The 19,248-nt window shown below is 45.8% G+C and carries 16 protein-coding genes; 3 read left to right on the forward strand and 13 right to left on the reverse strand.

Translation table 11 applies throughout. The features are described 5' to 3' along the window. Positions 1 to 36 precede the first annotated feature (36 nt). From EXU57_RS22295 to EXU57_RS22305, 3 genes are all read right to left on the reverse strand, one after another. Positions 37 to 792 (reverse strand): uroporphyrinogen-III synthase, encoded by a 756-nt coding sequence (locus tag EXU57_RS22295; protein WP_243745689.1) that lies wholly within the window; start codon positions 790 to 792, stop codon positions 37 to 39. 65 nt (positions 793 to 857) lie between these two features. Continuing rightward, the gene (locus EXU57_RS22300; protein ID WP_133270483.1) at positions 858 to 1,859 is read right to left on the reverse strand and encodes a DUF4271 domain-containing protein; all 1,002 of its coding nucleotides are present in this window, start codon (positions 1,857 to 1,859) and stop codon (positions 858 to 860) included. 97 nt (positions 1,860 to 1,956) lie between these two features. Then, on the reverse strand, positions 1,957 to 3,750 hold the full coding sequence (locus EXU57_RS22305; protein ID WP_165958241.1) for a POTRA domain-containing protein: 1,794 nt from the start codon (positions 3,748 to 3,750) through the stop codon (positions 1,957 to 1,959). A 31-nt stretch (positions 3,751 to 3,781) separates the two neighbouring features. Here EXU57_RS22305 and hemW point away from each other — a divergent pair, with 31 nt between their 5' ends. Continuing rightward, complete coding sequence (hemW, locus tag EXU57_RS22310) at positions 3,782 to 4,900, forward strand: radical SAM family heme chaperone HemW (RefSeq protein WP_133270485.1); 1,119 nt, start codon at positions 3,782 to 3,784, stop codon at positions 4,898 to 4,900. 155 nt (positions 4,901 to 5,055) lie between these two features. On the opposite strand, the gene EXU57_RS22315 is transcribed toward hemW, so the two are convergent. The 9 genes from EXU57_RS22315 to EXU57_RS22355 form a co-directional block, all read right to left on the reverse strand. Continuing rightward, positions 5,056 to 6,057, reverse strand: coding sequence for an NAD(P)H-dependent glycerol-3-phosphate dehydrogenase (locus EXU57_RS22315; protein WP_133270486.1), 1,002 nt, complete (start codon positions 6,055 to 6,057; stop codon positions 5,056 to 5,058). Positions 6,058 to 6,150: 93 nt separating this feature from the next. Then, the gene (locus EXU57_RS22320; RefSeq protein WP_133270487.1) at positions 6,151 to 7,518 is read right to left on the reverse strand and encodes an efflux RND transporter periplasmic adaptor subunit; all 1,368 of its coding nucleotides are present in this window, start codon (positions 7,516 to 7,518) and stop codon (positions 6,151 to 6,153) included. A gap of 223 nt (positions 7,519 to 7,741) precedes the next feature. Beyond that, positions 7,742 to 9,166 carry a TolC family protein gene (locus EXU57_RS22325; RefSeq protein WP_165958242.1) on the reverse strand — a complete coding sequence of 475 codons (1,425 nt, stop codon included), beginning with the start codon at positions 9,164 to 9,166 and terminating at the stop codon, positions 7,742 to 7,744. A 100-nt stretch (positions 9,167 to 9,266) separates the two neighbouring features. After that, on the reverse strand, positions 9,267 to 10,433 hold the full coding sequence (locus tag EXU57_RS22330; protein ID WP_133270489.1) for a trans-sulfuration enzyme family protein: 1,167 nt from the start codon (positions 10,431 to 10,433) through the stop codon (positions 9,267 to 9,269). A gap of 4 nt (positions 10,434 to 10,437) precedes the next feature. Continuing rightward, positions 10,438 to 11,781, reverse strand: a complete 1,344-nt coding sequence (locus EXU57_RS22335) for an APC family permease (RefSeq protein ID WP_133270490.1) — start codon at positions 11,779 to 11,781, stop codon at positions 10,438 to 10,440. Between the two features lie 75 nt (positions 11,782 to 11,856). Beyond that, complete coding sequence (locus EXU57_RS22340) at positions 11,857 to 12,291, reverse strand: DUF2721 domain-containing protein (RefSeq protein WP_133270491.1); 435 nt, start codon at positions 12,289 to 12,291, stop codon at positions 11,857 to 11,859. A gap of 71 nt (positions 12,292 to 12,362) precedes the next feature. Beyond that, complete coding sequence (locus EXU57_RS22345; RefSeq protein WP_133270492.1) at positions 12,363 to 14,798, reverse strand: TonB-dependent receptor; 2,436 nt, start codon at positions 14,796 to 14,798, stop codon at positions 12,363 to 12,365. Between the two features lie 70 nt (positions 14,799 to 14,868). Beyond that, on the reverse strand, positions 14,869 to 15,207 hold the full coding sequence (locus tag EXU57_RS22350) for a hypothetical protein (protein WP_133270493.1): 339 nt from the start codon (positions 15,205 to 15,207) through the stop codon (positions 14,869 to 14,871). Between the two features lie 266 nt (positions 15,208 to 15,473). Continuing rightward, positions 15,474 to 16,649 carry an acetyl-CoA C-acyltransferase gene (locus EXU57_RS22355; protein ID WP_133270494.1) on the reverse strand — a complete coding sequence of 392 codons (1,176 nt, stop codon included), beginning with the start codon at positions 16,647 to 16,649 and terminating at the stop codon, positions 15,474 to 15,476. Positions 16,650 to 16,894: 245 nt separating this feature from the next. Here EXU57_RS22355 and EXU57_RS22360 point away from each other — a divergent pair, with 245 nt between their 5' ends. Beyond that, complete coding sequence (locus tag EXU57_RS22360) at positions 16,895 to 17,944, forward strand: quinone-dependent dihydroorotate dehydrogenase (protein ID WP_133270531.1); 1,050 nt, start codon at positions 16,895 to 16,897, stop codon at positions 17,942 to 17,944. 1 nt (position 17,945) lies between these two features. After that, positions 17,946 to 18,467, forward strand: a complete 522-nt coding sequence (locus EXU57_RS22365; RefSeq protein WP_133270495.1) for a YcxB family protein — start codon at positions 17,946 to 17,948, stop codon at positions 18,465 to 18,467. A 79-nt stretch (positions 18,468 to 18,546) separates the two neighbouring features. On the opposite strand, the gene EXU57_RS22370 is transcribed toward EXU57_RS22365, so the two are convergent. Beyond that, entirely contained in the window at positions 18,547 to 19,242 is a 696-nt protein-coding gene (locus EXU57_RS22370; RefSeq protein WP_133270496.1) for an RsmE family RNA methyltransferase, read from the reverse strand. Positions 19,243 to 19,248: the final 6 nt, after the last annotated feature.

Below are 19,248 nucleotides of genomic sequence, written 5' to 3' on the forward strand. Positions count from 1 at the left end.
GGGCAAGCCCGGGCATTTAAAAGTATTGATTCGTCGTTACTTTTTCTTTAATTCAAGTGATAGAAACTGTTCTAGAGCAGCAACCATACTCGGTGCCTGAGGAGCAGGCGCCTTGATTTCAAGGGTTAAACCAGCGTCCTCAACAGCTTTAGAAGTATTTCCGCCAAACGCACCTATCCTTGTGCCATTTTGCTGGTATGTAGGAAGATTATCAAACAAGCTCTTAACTCCACTGGGTGTGAAAAAACAGATTACGTCAAATTCACCCTCGTTCATAACCGCCTGTATATCGTTGCTGATGGTTCGGTACATAAATGCAAGGGCAAACTCACACTTATTGGTTTTAAGCCAGTTTACAATCTCGTTGTCCTGTTGATTTTCGCTACATACATAAAGAAATTTTTCGTTCTCTTTATGCTTGTTGATAACGTCGAACATACTTTTATTACTGCCATCTGCTCCGTAAAACACTTTTCTCTTCCTATACAGGATAAACTTCTGCAGGTAAAGCGCTACAGCTTCAGTAATACAGAAGTATTTAGTGTCCTGGCTAATGGTGATCTTCATTTCTTCGCAGATGCGAAAGAAATGATCAATGGCGTTTCGACTGGTAAAAATGACGGCGGAGAATTGCGAGATTTCGATTTTTTGCCTGCGAAAATCCCTGGCGGGTATTCCCTCGAGTTTTATAAAAGGATGGAAGATAAGTTCGATACCATACTTCCTGGCAAGCTCGAAATATGGCGACCTATCATTATCAGGCCGGGGCTGAGTAATCAGGATTTTTTTCACAAGTCCGGTTTTCACAGTGGTTGACCCGTTATTTACCATTGCTAACATTCGAGGTTTATGCAAAATTAGTGAGTTCTGGCCAAATAAAGCATTAAGAGCTTGTAAATGAGTAAAAGCGGAACAATCTCGAAAGCTAAAATATAAAAAAGGAAGTGAAACGGGCTTACTTTCACTTCCTTACTTATTGGCGCATAGGAGACTACGTAACGGTATACGTAAAGGCTTACGAGCACCAGGAAGGATATTGTAATGCAAACATTGATTACCGTCAGCTGTGAAAAGGCGATTACCAGGATGAATGGGACCAATACCACCCCTACAATTTTGTTGATCAGGTACACAATAAAGATGTAGGTATCAGCCGCTTCCTTAACGTTAAACACCCACCCACTAAAGCTCACAAACAGGAATTTAGAAATATAAAGGATCCCAAGCACTGCCGCACAATAAGCAAATAAAAGCCAGAAATTAAGCTTTAACAAGGCATAATGTTGTAGCAGTAAGGTTACGTAAATGGCTGCCGAAGCAACAAAAAACAGGTTGAAAACAAGCGAGGGTAAATTGCTTTGCACAAGTTGTTCCCTGGTTTGTTTCTGCCGGAAAGAAGGTTGAAAAAAGAGGCGGAAAATATTTTTAAAATACTTATTGAACACAAGTCTGCTAAGCGCAAGAAACATGATCAAACCCGCAACGGCGTAAAACAATTCATCCTTCGACCACCGCTTTCGCTCGTTCGCTATCCTGTAAATAGGCTCCTGCCCGATAGGCAGGTATGGATGATTCATAAACCTGCTGTAAAAAGGATCAAATGGCTTTGAGGGAACTATTGTGGCGATTGTTGCTGTATCAAGCCTCTGTGCTGTATCTGGGATGCTTTTGCCCGTTGTGTCCCTTGTTACGCGTGAGACAACCCGATTGCTGTCTTTAGTTGCCCGGGTAACAGATCTTCTGACTGTTGGCTGCTGCTGGTTTGTGCCAGTAGTGTCCGTGGCAATTATCGTATCTGTCTGCGCTACAGACTGGAACACGAAAGCGACGAAAAATGCAACGAATAAAATACCTTTCAAGGAAATAATTGTAAGCGCAAAAATATCCCAGCAGCATGAGAAGGTGAAAAGTATTTCAGGTATCCTGGTGCGCAATACCCCCTCACATAAGAAACCCTTAGAATATACTTACATAGCCAAGGTGTATTTTAGACTGCCTGAGGCTGAAGTCCAGGTCGTTTCTTTTTCCAGCAGCAATACTCAGGTTAAAGATCCCACCCTTTGTTTCAACAGCTAAGCCAACTCCCCCACCTACATAACGATTTCCGCGAGCGTTTTTGATGCTTTTATTTTGGCTCCATCCAAAGTCACTAAATCCGAAGAAGTACGAATTTAACCCAAGCAAGTACCGGTATTCGAATGTACCCACGGCATACCGGCTTGTAAAAATCGACTCTTCATCAAAGCCCCTCAATAGTCGGTAACCCCCAATTTGAAAAAGTTCGTTTCTAAAGTAATTGGGACTTTCAAACCAACCGGCATTGAGCCCGGTTTTAATCACAGCCTGCTTGCCAATCGGAAAGTAGTGTGCTCCCCTAAGCCTCAGGCGTACCTGGTAAGCATTTAATTTAAGCGTATCGTAGAGCCGACCGTAATTGTATGCCGTATCTTTTATCTGGAGAACCGTATTATTTCGCCGTATCTTCTTGTTGCCCGCACTTGCGAAAAGTTCCAACTCGTTGCCCCGCCTGGGATTAAACCGGTAATCAGTATTGGTGTATGTATATTCTACCCCTAAACTTACAGAGCTAACATCTACAACATCCGGGAGCGTTTTAAAAGCCTTGATCCGGGCAGTATCAACTTCTAAAATGTTTGTACGGTTGTTTTGGATCACCAGTTTACCTGTTTGCCCCGAAGCTAAACTATACATTAACCCGGCTTCTGTGCTGATGTTCAGGTAAGCTGAGTCGCGTTTATATAAGTCGAAGCTAAAGTCGATGCCAAAAGGAGAATTGAACAAATAAGGTTGCTGGTATTGAAGGTTTAGGCGTGGCGACTTAGGCTGTATCTGCTGCCATACGACACCAATATTTTCACCTCCGCCAAACGCATTCTGCAGTTGCAGGTTGGCATCCACCGTAAACAACAACTTACCACCAGTTTGCTGATTGGCAGGAAAAAACCCTGCGATAACATCCACCTGGTTGCTTTTCCTGGGTTTTAAGTAAAGGTTTAGGATACTCCCGGTACTTAACATCGTCAGATCCCATGGCTGTTCTTGCTCCAGGTACGGTAATTCTAATAGCCGCTGGTTAACTTTCTCCAGCTTTTCTCTCCGGTATATACTTCCGCGTTCAATTGCCAAATACCGGTGTATGAAGTTTTTCGATATTTTGGCTGAGCCAAAAATTCGTACACTATCAAAACGGTAGGGTATGCCTTTATCAAGAAGCACAAAGGCACTAACCTGCCCCGGTCTAAGGCTTATGCTGTCGAGCATTAGCCTGGCAAATGGATAGCCGTTGTTTTCCAGATGTGACAACAGTTTTTGCTGCAGCTCACGATATTGCGAAAAGTTTAATGGTTGATTGTTTGCGATCTTATAGCCGGCATCATCCAGTAAGGTGCGATCAACTTCTTTGATGCCAATGGCACGGTTTCCAAAATGCGCACCGGTATAAACCGATACATAACTTATACTGTCGTTGACACTCGAACTATCAACTGAACCGGCCAGGTAACCTCCTGCCTGGAGTATAGCAGGTAGGCGCGAAATGAATGCTGTTGACTCAACCTTATTGCCAAACGAGGTTTTGAGTTTAAGTTCATTGCTAATGCGTGCACTGTCTCCATCAATAAAATGATAGACCATCCGGTGCGACCCTTGCGAAAAAGAAGGCCGCGGTACCAGCACCCAGATTAACAATAATCCAAACACCCACACGCGATATCCGGGTAACTTTGCCATTAGCAAAACAATTTTACCAAAGTTTCCCGAGATGGCAGGCATTTATCTACATATACCCTTTTGTCGCAAAGCATGCCACTACTGTAATTTTCACTTTTCTACATCCACCTCAGCAATGCCGGAATTTATCCAGGCGTTGCTGTTAGAAATTGAACTCAGGAAACAATACCTCGGGCAACCCGTATCTACCATATACTTCGGCGGTGGCACACCTTCATTGTTAAACGCTCAGGACCTCAGCCGCATACTCACCGCCCTGGAGCAACACTACACCATGGAACAGCCGGTAGAAATTACCCTTGAAGCAAACCCCGACGACATCACGTTGGAGAAACTGCTGTCCTGGAAGCAGTTGGGTATTAACCGGCTGAGTATTGGCGTACAGTCGTTTTTCGACCAGGACCTTGCCTGGATGAACCGTGCTCATAACGCAAGCGAAGCTTTAAACGCCCTTTCACTCGCACGCCAACAAGGGTTTAATATTACCATCGATCTTATTTACGGTACGCCTACCCTTACGGACGAGCAATGGCAAACCAACGTGCAAACAGCAATCTCAATGGGTATCCCACATATCTCCTGTTATGCACTTACCGTTGAAAAGGGCACCGCCCTCGACAAAATGATCGCCAGGCAAAAAGTACCCGGCGTAGATACCGACAAGCAGGCCCGGCACTTTGAGTTACTGGTGCATTGGATGACGGCAGCGGGATATAATCACTACGAAATTTCAAATTTTTCACTACCGGCATTCGAAAGCAAACACAACAGCAGTTACTGGCAGTCCAAGCCATATATCGGTTTTGGCCCATCCGCGCATTCTTTCAATGGTTTCAGCAGGCAATGGAACATCGCTAATAATGCCTTATATATTCGCAGTATCTCAAAGGGTGAAATTCCCGCAGAGGTAGAGTTGCTTTCTGAAGCCGATCAACTTAACGAATACGTGATGACAAGTCTCCGTACTTCAGGGGGTATAAATCTTCAAACGGTTGACGAGAAATGGGGTGCGAACCAGGCTCATCGAATTGTTAGCGGAGCCCGAAAATATCTGGAAGGCGAGCACGCCGAGATCAGCAATTTTCACCTGAAACTAACGAATAAAGGAAAACTGCTGGCGGATGGTATTGCTGCAGATCTGTTTGTATGATCGTTGCTGCATCTGCTATATTCAACTGCCCTCAGGGTGCTTATTATCAAGTCCTGATTTGATGGCATTGATCAGCACAACTATAAAAAGCAGTGCTAGAGATGCAGAACCTAATAAGGTAAATGAAACGGGCATACTTAAAGTTACCAGATAGTTTATTGAAGTATCGTCTCTATTTTGTTAAAGCCCTCTCCGGCCGGAAGATGTTCCCACAGGATTTTGAAAATGGTCTCAGCAATGGGCATTTCCGAACCAACTTTTTGGTTAATCAGGTATATACATTTACTCGCATTATAACCTTCCGCAACCATGTTAAGCTCCAGTTGCGCAGCCTTAACCGAGTAGCCTTTGCCAAGCATGTTGCCGAACGTACGGTTGCGGCTAAACAGGCTATAACACGTCACCAGCAGGTCGCCAAGATATACCGAGGCAGCATAATTGATCTGGTCGATAACAGCGTGATCCGACACCAGCTTTCTAAGAAAAATCACCATTTCGTCGGCACTATTGGCAATATAAACACTCAAAAAATTGTCGCCGTATTCTAGTCCGTGGGCTATCCCGGCGCCCAAAGCGTAAATGTTTTTCAAAACAGCAGCATACTGCACACCAAGAATATCGTGGTTAACAACAGTATTAAGGTAGTCGGTATTAAAGTGCGCAGCAATCTCCTTAGCAGCACCTTCATCGAGTCCGGAAAAGGTCAGATAAGATAGCTTTTCAGCAGCCACCTCTTCAGCATGGCAGGGACCCAACACCGTAAAATATTGCTCAAGCGGCACATTGTAATTTTCCAGCAGATAATCATTCAGCAACTGATTGCAGGATGGCAGGATTCCCTTTATCGCCGAAATAATCTTTTTGCCCCTAAAGCTATCAGCCGGCAATTGTTTAAAAGCGGCGTCAACGTAGGCAGAAGGAATTGCCACAATCAAAACATCAGATTTCCGGACGACATCGCTGATGTTGGCGCTAAGCTGCAGCAGGGAGGTAACAAAATATGCGGAACCAAGGTAGTGTGGGTTGTGGCCACGATGTTGCAGGTGCCTGATTGTGTCTTCGTTCCGAACCCACCAATTTATCGAATGATTGCCGTCCGTAAGGATCTTTGCCAGCGCTGTCGCCCAACTACCACTCCCAAGAATTCCAAATTGCATACAGGTGCTTTAGTTAAGGCAAACATACAGCCTGGGGTTTACAAAAAAATAAGGAAGGTTGTCCTTCCTTATCAAAGTTGAAATCAAAATAATTTAGTCTTTCTTCTCGTCAAAAACGTTTTCTTTTGGTACCACTTTCACTTTATCACCCTCCTTTAAGGTTTTACTCACCACGCTGTAAGGCCCTGTAACAACCATATCCCCCTCCTTCAAACCACCGAGTATTTCAATATTGTTGATGTCCTGTATATCGGTGCGAACCTTAACCTTCTTCACGGTCATATCTTTTTGCACAATAAAAACCACCTCTTCAATGTCGTCATCAGAGCCGGTGTTGTTGTCTTTATTGTCGGATGGGCCACCCTCTTTTTCTTTGGAATCCTTTTTATCACTATTCTTATCCCTGGTCGTTACGGCATTTATGGGTACCGATAAGGCTGAAGGATGGGTTTTGGTCTGGATATCTGCACTCGCATTCATCCCTGGTCTAAACGGAAAAGCTCGGCCCTTTCGATTAACTAAAAGATCTGCATAGCTCTCGGGCAAAAGCCTGATGTGCACCTTATAGTTGGTAACATCGGTAGTGCCTCCCGACTGCGAAAGTGCTGCCGAAGTATTGCTGCTTGCAATCTTTGTAACCAAACCCTTAAATTTCTTTTTGTTATATGCGTCCACCTCTACTATCGCGCTATCACCCAGGTGCACTTTTGGAATATCATTTTCACCTACATCAACCCGAACCTCTATCAAATCCATGTTTGCTACCCGCAGCATTTCGGTTCCGGCCATTTGCGCCGTACCAACTACCCTTTCGCCTTTTTTAACGGCAAGCAAGCTTACAATCCCGTCCATAGGTGCCACCAGTGTTGCACGGCTTACATCTTTGTTTGCACGACTAAGTTGTGCCCTAGCGCTTTGCACCGACGCCTGGGTTCCGCGGATACCCGCAAGAGCAGCCTGGTATTGTGCCCGCGAGGTTTTAAATGCCTGGTCCGCCTGCTCAAATTCTGCACGGGAAATCACTTTATCATCAAGCAACTGTTTTTGCCTGTTGTAGGTCACCTCGGCCTGGTCCATTGTCGCCTTAAGTGACCCCAGCTGGGCAGTTGAATTCATTACCTGTGCCTCCATCTGGCTAACACCTGCTGATGCCTGGTCACGCTGTGTATTATAGATATCTGCGTAAATACGCGCAAGCACCTGGCCTTTGCGTACGCTATCACCCTCTTCAACATTCAGTTCCACAATCTCACCACTAATGTCCGGGCTAACCTTTACTTCTATCTCGGGGTATATCTTACCGCTGGCGTTTACCGTTTCTATAATGGTTTTTTTACTGGCGCTTTCAGCCGTAATCTTTATCCCTTCTTCTTTGCCAATAACCCCGGTTTTCTTAAAAGCAATAAGCACTACGATCACCAATACCAGGATACCAATGATCCACGCTAGTTTTTTGTTCATGAGTTTTGTATTGAGGATGACCGGGTAACTGAGACGTTCCCTGCTCCTGTTTAAATTTTTTTTGTACTGAGCACTACCGCTTTGGGAAACATCGTTGTGTCACTCCCTTGTACGGTTACTGCTTTATTCGGCTTTAATCCCGACCCGCAATATCTGGCTATTGAACAGATCCGGCTTGGGCACAACCGCGGGTTGTAAATGTAATACACAGAATACCTGTTACCTATAATTTTAATCCGAGTCCTTTATAGAACTCGAGCACCTTCAATTTGAAAACAAAATCGTATCGATTACTTACCTGTTCAATTTTAGCCCGGTAGAGATTGCTTTGGGTAATCAAAAAGTCTAGAGTGCCTAGCAAACCGATATCAAAGCGCTTTTGCGAAAAATCAAGGGCTCTCTGCGATGCCTCCACGTTTTTCACCGACGCATTGTATTTCTGCAACGATGCATAAGCCGTTTGATAAGCGTTGTAGATGTTTGCTTTTAGGTCAAGCTTTTGCTGTTCGTCCTGTAATTCGTACTGTACAACATTGATTTTTGCTCTTTGCCATTGTGTTCTGGCGGCGCCTGCGTTAAAAACGGGGAAGTTCAGGCTTAACCCAAGACTTTGACCAAAGTTCCGGTTCAACTGGCTAAACAGGGGAATGCCTTCGTACCCCATTACTCCAAATTGTGGTGCAAAAACAGGTACCTGGCTCCCATTAATCAACACGTACGACGACGTAGCTTTATCGGGCATGGCACCAAACACCGGGCTTTTGGCATTCACAAAACGGGTATTAAGTCCGGCAAAAGCAGTCAGCGTCGGGTACATGGCTCCTCTTGCACTTGCTACCAGCCTTTTAGATGCATCAATCCTGATGGTATTCATTTGCTGCGCCGGTTGTGTGGTGAGGGCCAGTTTGTACACGGCATCCGGTTGCAGATCAAGAATGCTTTCAACAGGTATCTGTTCAACAGAGGGCGACTCGATGTCAAACGGAGCAGCGATGTCAAGGTTGAGGTAAGACTTCAGCGTTATAAAACCCTGCTCAACCAGCGATTGGGCCTCCAGGAATGCGGAAGTATCACGCGCAACCTGTGCCTCAATTTGCAGCGCATTCAATTCGGGTTGCGATCCTGCATTTACGAGCTTGCGGGTAAGCGATAATTGCGCTTTGGACTGGTTTAGCTGAACTTCACTAATCCTAACCTGCTCACGCCGAAGCATAATTTGCAGGTAAGCATTCGCTACCAGCAAGCCAATGTCGTTTTTTGCTTTATCAACACCTACAGCGTCAGCCTCGGCAAAAAGCTCGTTTGCGGCAATGTTATTCTTACGTACTCCCCAGTTGAAAATGGTGTATCCCGATTGAACCCCCATGCTCCCGGAAAAAAAGTTTGCGCTCTCCAGTGTACCTGTTGTGGGGTTCTCGTTCAAACCGTGCTGGTAACTTCCCGAAAGAGAGCCACCCAGGGTCGGTAATAAGGTTAACCTGGTCTGGTTTGCCGTAAGCCGCGAAGATGAAGCCTGTGCTTCTGCCTGCTTCACAGTAATATTATTCACCATGGCGTATTCCACGCACCGGCGCAGGTCCCATTTCTCCTGCCCGAAAGCCGAAGAAACAAGCAGGGTAAGTAAAAGGGTAAAAAGTCGATGGATCATAACCTCAAAAATAATATAAATCATTTCTTACAAACGAATTATCGGTTAAAGGGAGAAAGCACCGCAATTCGGATGTTGTTTTCGAGAGAAGCGGCTTTCCCTATAGCTGCATTTTTGTAAAAGCCTGTTCCAGGTCGCCAACAATATACTCCGGCTCTTCCAGACCCACGTATAACCTGATCATTCTTTGCGCAGGATCCGAAGCATCAAAGTCCTCTGCCGGCTTACCCGCGCAACCCGGAATAATCAACGACTCATAGCCACCCCAACTTACCGCCATAAGCACGTGTTTAAGCGATTCGCAAAAAGTTTCGATTTCTTCCAGCTTATCAGCTTTAATCACGAACGTCAACAGCCCTCCTGCTTTTTTCATTTGCTTCGCCGCTAATGCATACTGGTCAAACGACTGATCAAGTGGAAAAAGTACCCGTTCTACCCTGGGGTGTCCTTTCAGAAATGCAATAACCTTTTCAGCAGTCGCGGAAATCCGCTCAAGACGAACCCCCAGGGTACGCAATCCCCTCAACAACAACCAGGCGTTAAATGGCTGAATACCGCTGCCGATATTCATGTATTCACTATTAAATATTCTTTCAATCATCTGGCTGCTCCCGCTTAACACACCTGCAACCACATCGCTGTGGCCGCTAATATACTTTGTAGCCGACTGAATGCCAAGATCGATCCCCAGGACTATTGGTTGCTGGTATAAAGGGGTACAATAACTATTGTCGCAAATGGTTATAATGTCGCGTTGTTTAGCCAGCCCTGCTACCGCAGCAAGATCCTGTATAGCATAGTCCCAGCTATTTGGGCTCTCCAGGTAAATCACCCTGGTTTCGGGGCGAATAGCTTTTTCAAAATTTTCTGTAAACCTTCCGTCAACGTATGTGGTGGTAACATTGAAACGGGGGAGTATATCATTAAACATCCGCTGTGCCCAGGTATATGGCTTTTGAACTGAAACGATGTGATCACCCGCCTTTACGTTTGCCAGTACAGCGGCAAATATTGCAGCTGCGCCGCTGTTAAACACCAGGCAATCTTCTGCACTGTCCAGTGCTGCCAGTTTTTTCCGGAGCATGTCAACAGTGGGGTTTAGGCCCCTGCTGTACAGGTATGTCGAATACTCATTTGAAAACGCCGCACGCATATCGTTAACCTTGCTAAAGGCAAAGTTGCTCGTTTGAATTATTGGCGGAGCTACCGCATTGAAGTACTGTTCGCGTTCTTCTGCAAATTCATTCAAGATAAAAGAAGTATCCATAGAACTATTGGAGTTTTTTCTTTGTCAGGTAGGTAGTAACAAAATAAATAACAAGAAAAACAGCGAGAACACCGGTTGCGGTAAGCGCCGTATTAGGCGAGTCTATGGCAATACTAATTGCAACAAATATATACGCCGATATAAAAATCAATGGCAGCAGCGGGTACAGCTTCATCTTATAAATCTCGGGATCCCCTTCCTGCACCGGGGTACGCTTCCGCAAGATAAAAATGGTAGCTGCCGAAAAAGCCATTCCTATACAATCCAAAAAGATGGTAAAGCTTAGGATCTCGTCAAACTCTTTTGCAAAAAAAACGATCAGCACGCAGATAACGGCAAAAACCGACAATGAGGTTGTGAGCACATTGGTACGCGGGTTTTTCTCACCAAATGCTCTCGGCAAAACCCGGTCTTCGCTCATGGCATACATCACCCGTGGATTACTCATCAACAGCACGTTTACATAGGCCAGTACCGACAAAAACAAGAGTACCGACAGTATTCGACCGGCTGCATCGCCGAAAACGTGCGAGGCCATGATGGCCGCTATCCCCTTAGCGTTTTTCAGCTCATTAAAACCAATCACCTTTACATAAGCGTAATTTATGGTGAGGTATAAAGCAATAATTACAAAGATGCCGATGAATATACCAAGCGGAATATTGCGGTTGGGACGACTGACATCGCCGCCAAAATTGATGGTTTGCTGGTAGCCGCCATACGTAAAAGAAACTGCAACAAGGCCTATCCCAAAAGCTTTCAGGTAGGCTGAGATGGTGGTGTCGGATTGTATTATTTCGGGAGCAAGATCCTGGCCGCCCGATACAAAAAACAAAGGAAAAATGAGCAACAGGATCATCGAAATTTTGATGATCGTAAGTACACTTTGGGTTTTTGCACTCATTCTTAGCCCGAGCAGGTTTACTCCATAAAAAACCAGGATAGATAGGATAGCGATGATGATCTGGATGGTTTGTACATTTTGGGCATCAGGCATAATCACTTTGGTGATATACTCTGCCCCAATTAGTGCAACCCCGGCCAGCGAAGCAGCATTCGAAACCAGAATGATGCAGTTAACCGCAAATGCAACAGAAGGATGGTAGCAATAAGAAAAGATTTTATAGTAAGCTCCTGTAACCGGGAGCCTTGAACCAATTTCTGCATAGGTTAACGCACCACATAAAGCAACAAGTCCGCCGGCGAGCCAGACAAAAAAGAACATGAATGGTGAAGGAACGGCATGTGCAACGTTCGCCGGTGTTCTGAAAATCCCCATTCCGATAACGAGGCTCACAACGATCATCGTGAAATCGAAAAGGTTGAGCTTTGTTTTTTTCTCTGTCATTATTGATCAACGCTTTACTTGTTTGCGACTCCACGGCAAACGAAACGGAAGATAAGCGCATTCGTGCTAACTCGTTTAAAACTTGCTTTTTATATAATTCACCAGCGAAGGGTTCTCAAGGTCTTCCATATCGCTCAGCTCTAATTCAAGCGCTTTTGTACTTAGCTGGATTTCGAGCAGCGACATAACGAGCGAGGCTGTAAACGACAACATGGCGATGCCGAACAGAGCGTGAGCGCCCGTCATCTTATCAAGATAAATGCAATACATACATACAATGCAACATATAAAACTGGTAACACCCAGCGCCTGCATATTCTTGATCAGGCGTAACCGGTATTTCAGGTTCCTGATCTGCCCGTGTATAGTAGGTTTCTTATCGCTTTGCTGGTATTCCGTGTGAAGCGCCCTGACACGACTTGCCAGTGCCAAAAACCTGTTGGTATATGCCAACATAATCAGGCTTATCGCGGGAAAAAGAAGTGCGGGTGTGTTGATGGTAATGTCCATCCGGGCAAATTACAAATAAAAATAGCCATCACAAGAGTGATGGCTATCCGGTGTATTAATCGTGCTTACGGCTAATTCGCGCGGGAGAAGTTCAAGGGCACATTCAACTTGAAGCTAACATTGCGACCCATATTGAAAACACCCTGGCGACCAGTTACATTGTTTACGGCTACATATTTAAGCCTGCTTAGATGATTTTGATAAGCTACGTCGGTAATGTTGTTTGCAGTAATATAAACGTTAAACAACGGTTTTCCTTTACGCACGACCTGTGTGCCCAAACCAGCATTAAATAAACTGTAACCCGGGGTAGTTGTTTCGGTGTTGTAGCCCGTAAATGCATGGTTCTGGCTGAAAGTATTATCCAGCTCAGCAACGATATACAGGTTTTTAAACAAGTTGCCTTTCTTAAGTAAGTCAACCTTTATTTCGTTAAGTAATCTTGGTGCCGGAATAAACGGCAGGTTATCGCTTCCATCCTGGGTTTGGCTGAGTTTACCCCGAACATAAGAAAAGGAGTTTTCGATATGAAGCCAGTCCAGCGGGTGAGGATGTATGTCGAGGTTGAGTTCAGCACCATAAAGGGCAGCATTATGCTGATCGAACCGGAACGCCATCAACTGGTCGCTTCCGTCGTTTAAGATAGAGTCCTGTCCGTTACGCGCAACCAGTTTTCGGTAGTAAATAAAATTCCGGACGTTATTATAAAAGATACTTGCCGAAAGAGATACGTGTTCAGAATTTATGTCCAATCCACCGTCAACCTGGAAGCTTCTTTCCGATTTAAGGTCCTGTTCGCCGTATTCATACCGGTTTGTTCCTTCATGTGCCCCATTACTGGCCAGCTCAGGAATACTTGGCGCCCTGAAACCCCTTGCCAGGTTGAACTTTAAAGTAACGTGCTTACTTGCCTCATAGCTCAGACCGGCACTCCCTGATACATTGGAGAAGTTCTTGGTGAAAGCATTGAATTTATCAACTCCACCATCGTTGAAAGCTTTCGAGTTAAGGGAGCGGTTATCGTAACGTATGCCACCGCTGATTGTTAGCTGGTTGAACCGCTTTTGTTCAAACAGGAACAGCCCCACATCAAAAAGATCGTATTCGGGTATCAGCGTTTCTTCACCTTTGTTCCTGCTCGACTGCTGCATGCCGTTAACACCTACCGTAGTTCGCCAATTGTTTCTTTCACCGAAGTGGTATTGGAAATTATAGTTAATGGTCCTGAGGTCAAAATAAAGCTCCTTTTCACCTGGATCAAGTACGTTTCCAAACTCCTGGCGCTGGTTTCGCTGAAACCCGATTGTAGCAGTAACCCGGTCCGCGCCGAGGTTGAAGCTGTTCTCCGATACCAGTTTGAAATGCTTCACCCGTTGGTTTGGCACAAACGGATCAGTGCTGGTAAAGTCATTACCACTAGCAATCTGCGTTTCTTCAGCACCGTTTTCCTCCACCAACTTCAAAAACTTTCCGGTAGCACTGTCCCGGTCCCCTTCAACTAAACCTACGTGCTGATCGAAACTGGTTAAGTATAGGTGCGTAAAACCCCAGTGCTTGTTTGCACCAATATAGCCACCAAAGTTCTTTTCGTTGAATTTAGAGTTAAACACATAACCATCGTATTTATTGCGATAGTCTGCTGCAGCCTTGTAAGAACCATAAGCTCCCCAGATGAAGCCTTTTGAATTTCCGGCTATGTCGGCATGTAAACCCCTTTGACGGTTATTCGTTTGGTAATTGGTAAAGAAATTACCCCTGGTGGTGCCTTCAGCAACAGGCACCATCGAAATAAAGTTTACTACTCCAGCCAGTGCATCACTGCCATACATCAGGGAGGCAGGTCCTTTTAGTATCTCAGCTTTGCTAACGTTGTATTCATCAACCTCTATCCCGTGTTCATCACCCCACTGCTGTCCTTCTTGCCGGATGCCGTCATTTACTACTACCACCCTGTTGTACCCCAACCCACGAATAAACGGCTTGGATATCGCCGGCCCTGTTGAAACCTGTGCAACACCCGGAGCTTTCGAAAGCGCATCTACAAGGTTGGTGGAAGCCCCTCTTAAAAAGTCTTCCTTCCTTATGATGCTTACCGGTATGGGGGTGCGGCGCACAGAGGTGGCTGCCGAGACCCCGGTAACGGTTACCGCATTTTCCTCAACAAAAGATGGATTAAGGGCAAATTCTTTAGTTACATCACCCTGCAGGTTTATGGTTTCAAGCACTGATGCATACCCCAGGTAAGACACCTCCATCAGGTAGGTACCTGCCGGGATATTTTTAAGGTTATAAACCCCTTCGGCATTCGTTGTACTGCCAGTACGTAAATCGGGAAAGTAGATTGAGGCTGATGGAAGTGGTTCACCCGTTTTTGCATCGCTAACTTTTCCTGTAAGGTTCGCCCGTACGCTACGGCGAGACCCCGGGTTGCCCGAAGATTGCGAATAAACGGTATAAGAATCGAGAATGAGCATTAAGACGGAAACAAAAAGCAAAGCTTTTTTCATTTTACTGGTTTTATGAAGTACAAATAAGCCACTGTAGAAAACAGGTGCTTTAGAACAAATTAAGGGGAGCTTAGCAGCAGGCAGGCGGGCCTCTTAATTCGTTGTACCAGTAATAGGTGGTGGGGTACGTTACATCAGCAATTGATGCTTCGGTTGAAAAAACCTGCGGTAAGGGAGCGCAGGCTTCAATTAAGGTGTATAAGTAAACAGACTCAGATACAAGGTTATCGCATTTGCAATTAAGACCAGCAACGCTAAGGTGATCAGCATGACACTGACCAATTTCCATTGTACTGTCTTTATGCGACGCAACAAGGTCGTGCATAGTTTTCTTTGGCGTGATGCCGCAGGCAAACACGATCAACAAGAAAATTGCTGCAATGGATCTTATGATTGTATCCTTTCTCAATGTAATATGTGACGCTGCATTCCGAAGCTTTTTAAGCAGCAGAGGCCTAAGATCAGCGATGTTATACGGTTGAAGAGTGCGACGCAACAGGGGCAACATCAACGAATCTCAAGCCCGGCTCATAAAAAAAAACATATGGAAGCAGAAGCATAAAATTAGGAAGGAATATGGAATTTAAACATGGTTGCAAAAACTTTAATTACTAGCTGCATTAAACGGCAGGGCACAAAAAACCCCGCTGCTGCGGGGTTACCGGATTCATGGTCCTAAAGATTTTCGATAATGCCGGCAATGCCCTGGCCACCACCCACACAAGCGGTTACCATCCCGTATTTTTTATTGAGCCTTTTCATTTCGTGCAGCAATTGCACGGTTAATTTGCTTCCCGTGCAGCCCAGGGGGTGCCCAAGTGCAATCGCTCCGCCATTGATGTTGACTTTTTCCGGATCCAGATCGAGGGCGCGGATGACTGCCAGTGATTGGGAAGCAAACGCCTCGTTGAGCTCAATCAGATCAACCTGGTCCTGAGCCATATTGGCCTGTTTCAGCACTTTTGGTACGGCAGCAACCGGGCCGATGCCCATGATACGCGGATGAACCCCTGCACTTACACAGGCAACCAGCCGTCCGATGGGTTTTAAACCTAATGCATTCATCATCTTTTCTCCCATCACCATTACAAAGCTGCATCCGTCGCTGGTTTGCGAAGAATTACCGGCTGTAACCACACCACCTGCTGCAAATGCAGGTTTTAGTTTTGCCAAAGCTTCCATGCTGGTGTCGGCTCTTGGTCCTTCGTCGGTGTCTACAATATAATTACGTGTTTTCTTCTTACCCTTTTCGTCCAGGTAAACTTCTTCAACGGGTATTGGTAATATGCCTGGTTTAAAGTAGCCCTGCTCAATGGCATTGATCGCCTTTCGGTGCGAATTAAAACTAAACTCGTCCTGGTCCTGGCGATTGATGTTGTACTCTTTTGCAACCGCTTCGGCGGTAAGCCCCATATTCAGGTAGTAATCCGGCTCATCGGAGGCGATTGCGTATGAAGGCACTGTTTTCCAACCTGCTGTAGGCACCATGGACATGCTTTCTGTACCACCGGCAATAATGCAATCGGCCATGCCCATTCGTATTTTAGCTGTTGCTATTGAAATGGTCTCCAAGCCGCTTGCGCAATAGCGGTTAACCGTCATACCTGGCACATCGAAACCAAGGGCTCGGGCAGCAATGATCCGTCCAAATTGTAACCCTTGTTCTGCTTCCGGAACAGCATTTCCCACGATTACATCATCTACCCGTTCGGCCTCCAGTTGCGGCACCGAAGCAATCAGGCCTTTAATCACTTCCACGGCAAGGTCGTCAGGACGTGTAAACCTAAACCCGCCTTTTTTGCTCTTTGTAACTGCCGTACGATAGCCGGCAACGATATAAGCTTCCTGCATGATAACTCAGATTTTGACAGACTCAAATATACGTAAATAATAAACAGTTGCACAAACAACCAATCTGATTGGAGCTTCGGTTTTCAGCTGCAAACAGGCTCCCGGGGGGCGCCACGTCAAACTCGAAAGTAACGGGGAAACCGTCCAGTAAATCTGGCAACTGCAATGCGGGGTAACCCTTTTTACAAGGTGCCTGAAATACCTGCAGCCCGTATTTATCGGGTTGGCAATATCTTCGCGCGATGATGTATGCTTTGCTCCGCAATATGTTGTTCCGGTTTGATGCAGAAGGGGTGCACTACTTTTCGATGAATGCACTTAGAACCGCTGGCAGGCTTGCCCCGGTTAAGCACCTGATCGAAAAACAGTTCAGGGTGTCGAACCCAACGTTGAAAACTGAATTGTTTGGTTTACACTTTGCAAACCCGGTAGGACTTGGCGCAGGTTTCGATAAAAATGCCCTATACCTTAAGGAATTGCAAATGCTTGGATTTGGCTTTGTTGAGGTGGGTACCGTTACGCCAAAGCCCCAGGAAGGCAATGAAAAACCACGACTTTTCAGGTTGCCAAAGGACGAGGCCATTATAAACCGCATGGGGTTCAACAACGATGGTGTTAAACAGGTGTCTGCCCGCCTTCGAAACTGGTTTTCGCAACCCCGGAACCAGGCGCCGGGAAGGCTGATTATCGGCGGAAACATCGGCAAAAACAAAGCAACACCTAACGAAGAAGCCTGGCGCGACTACGAGATTTGTTTTAATGAGTTATTCGATTGTGTCGACTACTTTGTCATCAACGTGAGCTCACCCAATACGCCGGGATTAAGAGAACTACAGGAAAAGGGAGCACTGATTAAAATCCTGTCGCACCTGCAATTGCTTAACCAGGCAAAACTAAAACCAAAGCCACTCCTCCTCAAGATCGCTCCTGACCTCAGCCGCGAACAAGTGGACGACATTATAGAAATTGCAAAAACGGTAAAGCTTAGTGGCCTGGTGGCAACAAACACTACTATCAGTCGTGATAACCTGCTTTCGTCGGAAACCCTGGTGCAGCAAATAGGTGCCGGCGGGCTCAGTGGCCGACCGCTAAAAGAAAAATCAACTGGGATGCTCCGATACATTCACCAGCAAACAGCTGGCAGTGTTCCGGTAATTTCAAGCGGGGGCATTTTTACGGGTGCCGACGCAAAAGAAAAGCTCAACGCAGGTGCATCACTGGTGCAGGTTTGGACCGGCTTTATTTACGAGGGACCGGTTATAGTTAAAAATATTTGCGAATACTTAGCCCGATAGCATGCATATAAAAGTAAACCTCGAGCCAAAAATCATCAACGAATGTTTGGCCCTACATTATCGTAACCACCCGCTCGGGCGACGACAATTAAAAAAGTTGGTTTGGATACCCATGGTATTGCTTGCGTTAGCAGTATACCTCATTTATCCCTCTTTTCACCTCGGGCAAATAGAACAAAACTTTTACATCGGGTTATTGTACCTGGCCCTCTCTGCGGGGTACTATATCTATATGCGAAAACGAATGCTCACGTCAGGCAAAATTGTTAATGCCGCACTGGGCGTAAACTCCAGCTTCGATATGGAAATAGATGCGGAAAACCTTAAAAGTATTACCTCAACAGAAACCCTGAATACTTCGTGGAGCGACTTCACAGAAGCTTTAATAAGCAATTCCGTTGTATTGCTTTACCAACAAAATGGATCCTTTTCGATGTATCACCAATCTTTTTTTCAACCAGGCGATTTCGAAACTTTTAAGTCATGGGCAAATGAGCAGGTGCATCCTGTTTATCGTGTGTAATTTCCCGTGAGGTGGGCTTACACCGGATGCTACGTGTTATACAGCAATAGCACCTTGGCGCCTTCTGGAGGCTTTATACTTAACAAATACAAAGTATGGTTGCTGCTACAATGCCCGCAGTTTCGGATCGTAGTCGTGTATCGCCCAGCACACAAGGCTCATACCCATGCTGGCGCGCGAGTTCAATTTCCGAACGGCGAAAATCGCCCTCCGGACCGATAAGTACCTGGCAGGCATCCGTTGGGAATTCACCAATGTGTTTGCGGGTTTCATTTTCGCAGTGGGCGATCAGGCGAACCGGGTATTTGGCGGCTGCCACCACCTGCCTGAACGGGGTAATTTCATTTAGCCGTGGCAGCCAGTATTGCCTGCTCTGAAGCATGGCGCTAACCACGATGGTTTGCATTCTTTCAAGCCTGAAGTGTTGTTTTTCTGTGCGGTCGCACAACATGGGAACGATATCGCTAACGCCGATCTCGGTTGCTTTTTCGAGAAACCATTCGAACCGTGTGCTGTTTTTCAGCAGAGAAATCGCAATAGAGATATTGCGCGGCGATTTTGGATGAAAAGCCCTTTCTACTACTCTCACGCTGCAATTCCGCTTGTGATCTTCTACAATCGACGTAATGGCCGAGGCACCCAGGCCGTCTGTTAGTTCCAGTTGCTCTCCGGTCTTCATTCTAAGTACCTGCACTACATGACGGGAAGTGTCTTCGTCAAGGGTAATGAATTCAGCCTGTACGGGCGCTTTGCTGTAGAATAATGGTAACGGCATACCCAA

The organism is Segetibacter sp. 3557_3 (assembly GCF_004354985.1).
In the GTDB taxonomy this organism is placed as follows: domain Bacteria; phylum Bacteroidota; class Bacteroidia; order Chitinophagales; family Chitinophagaceae; genus Segetibacter.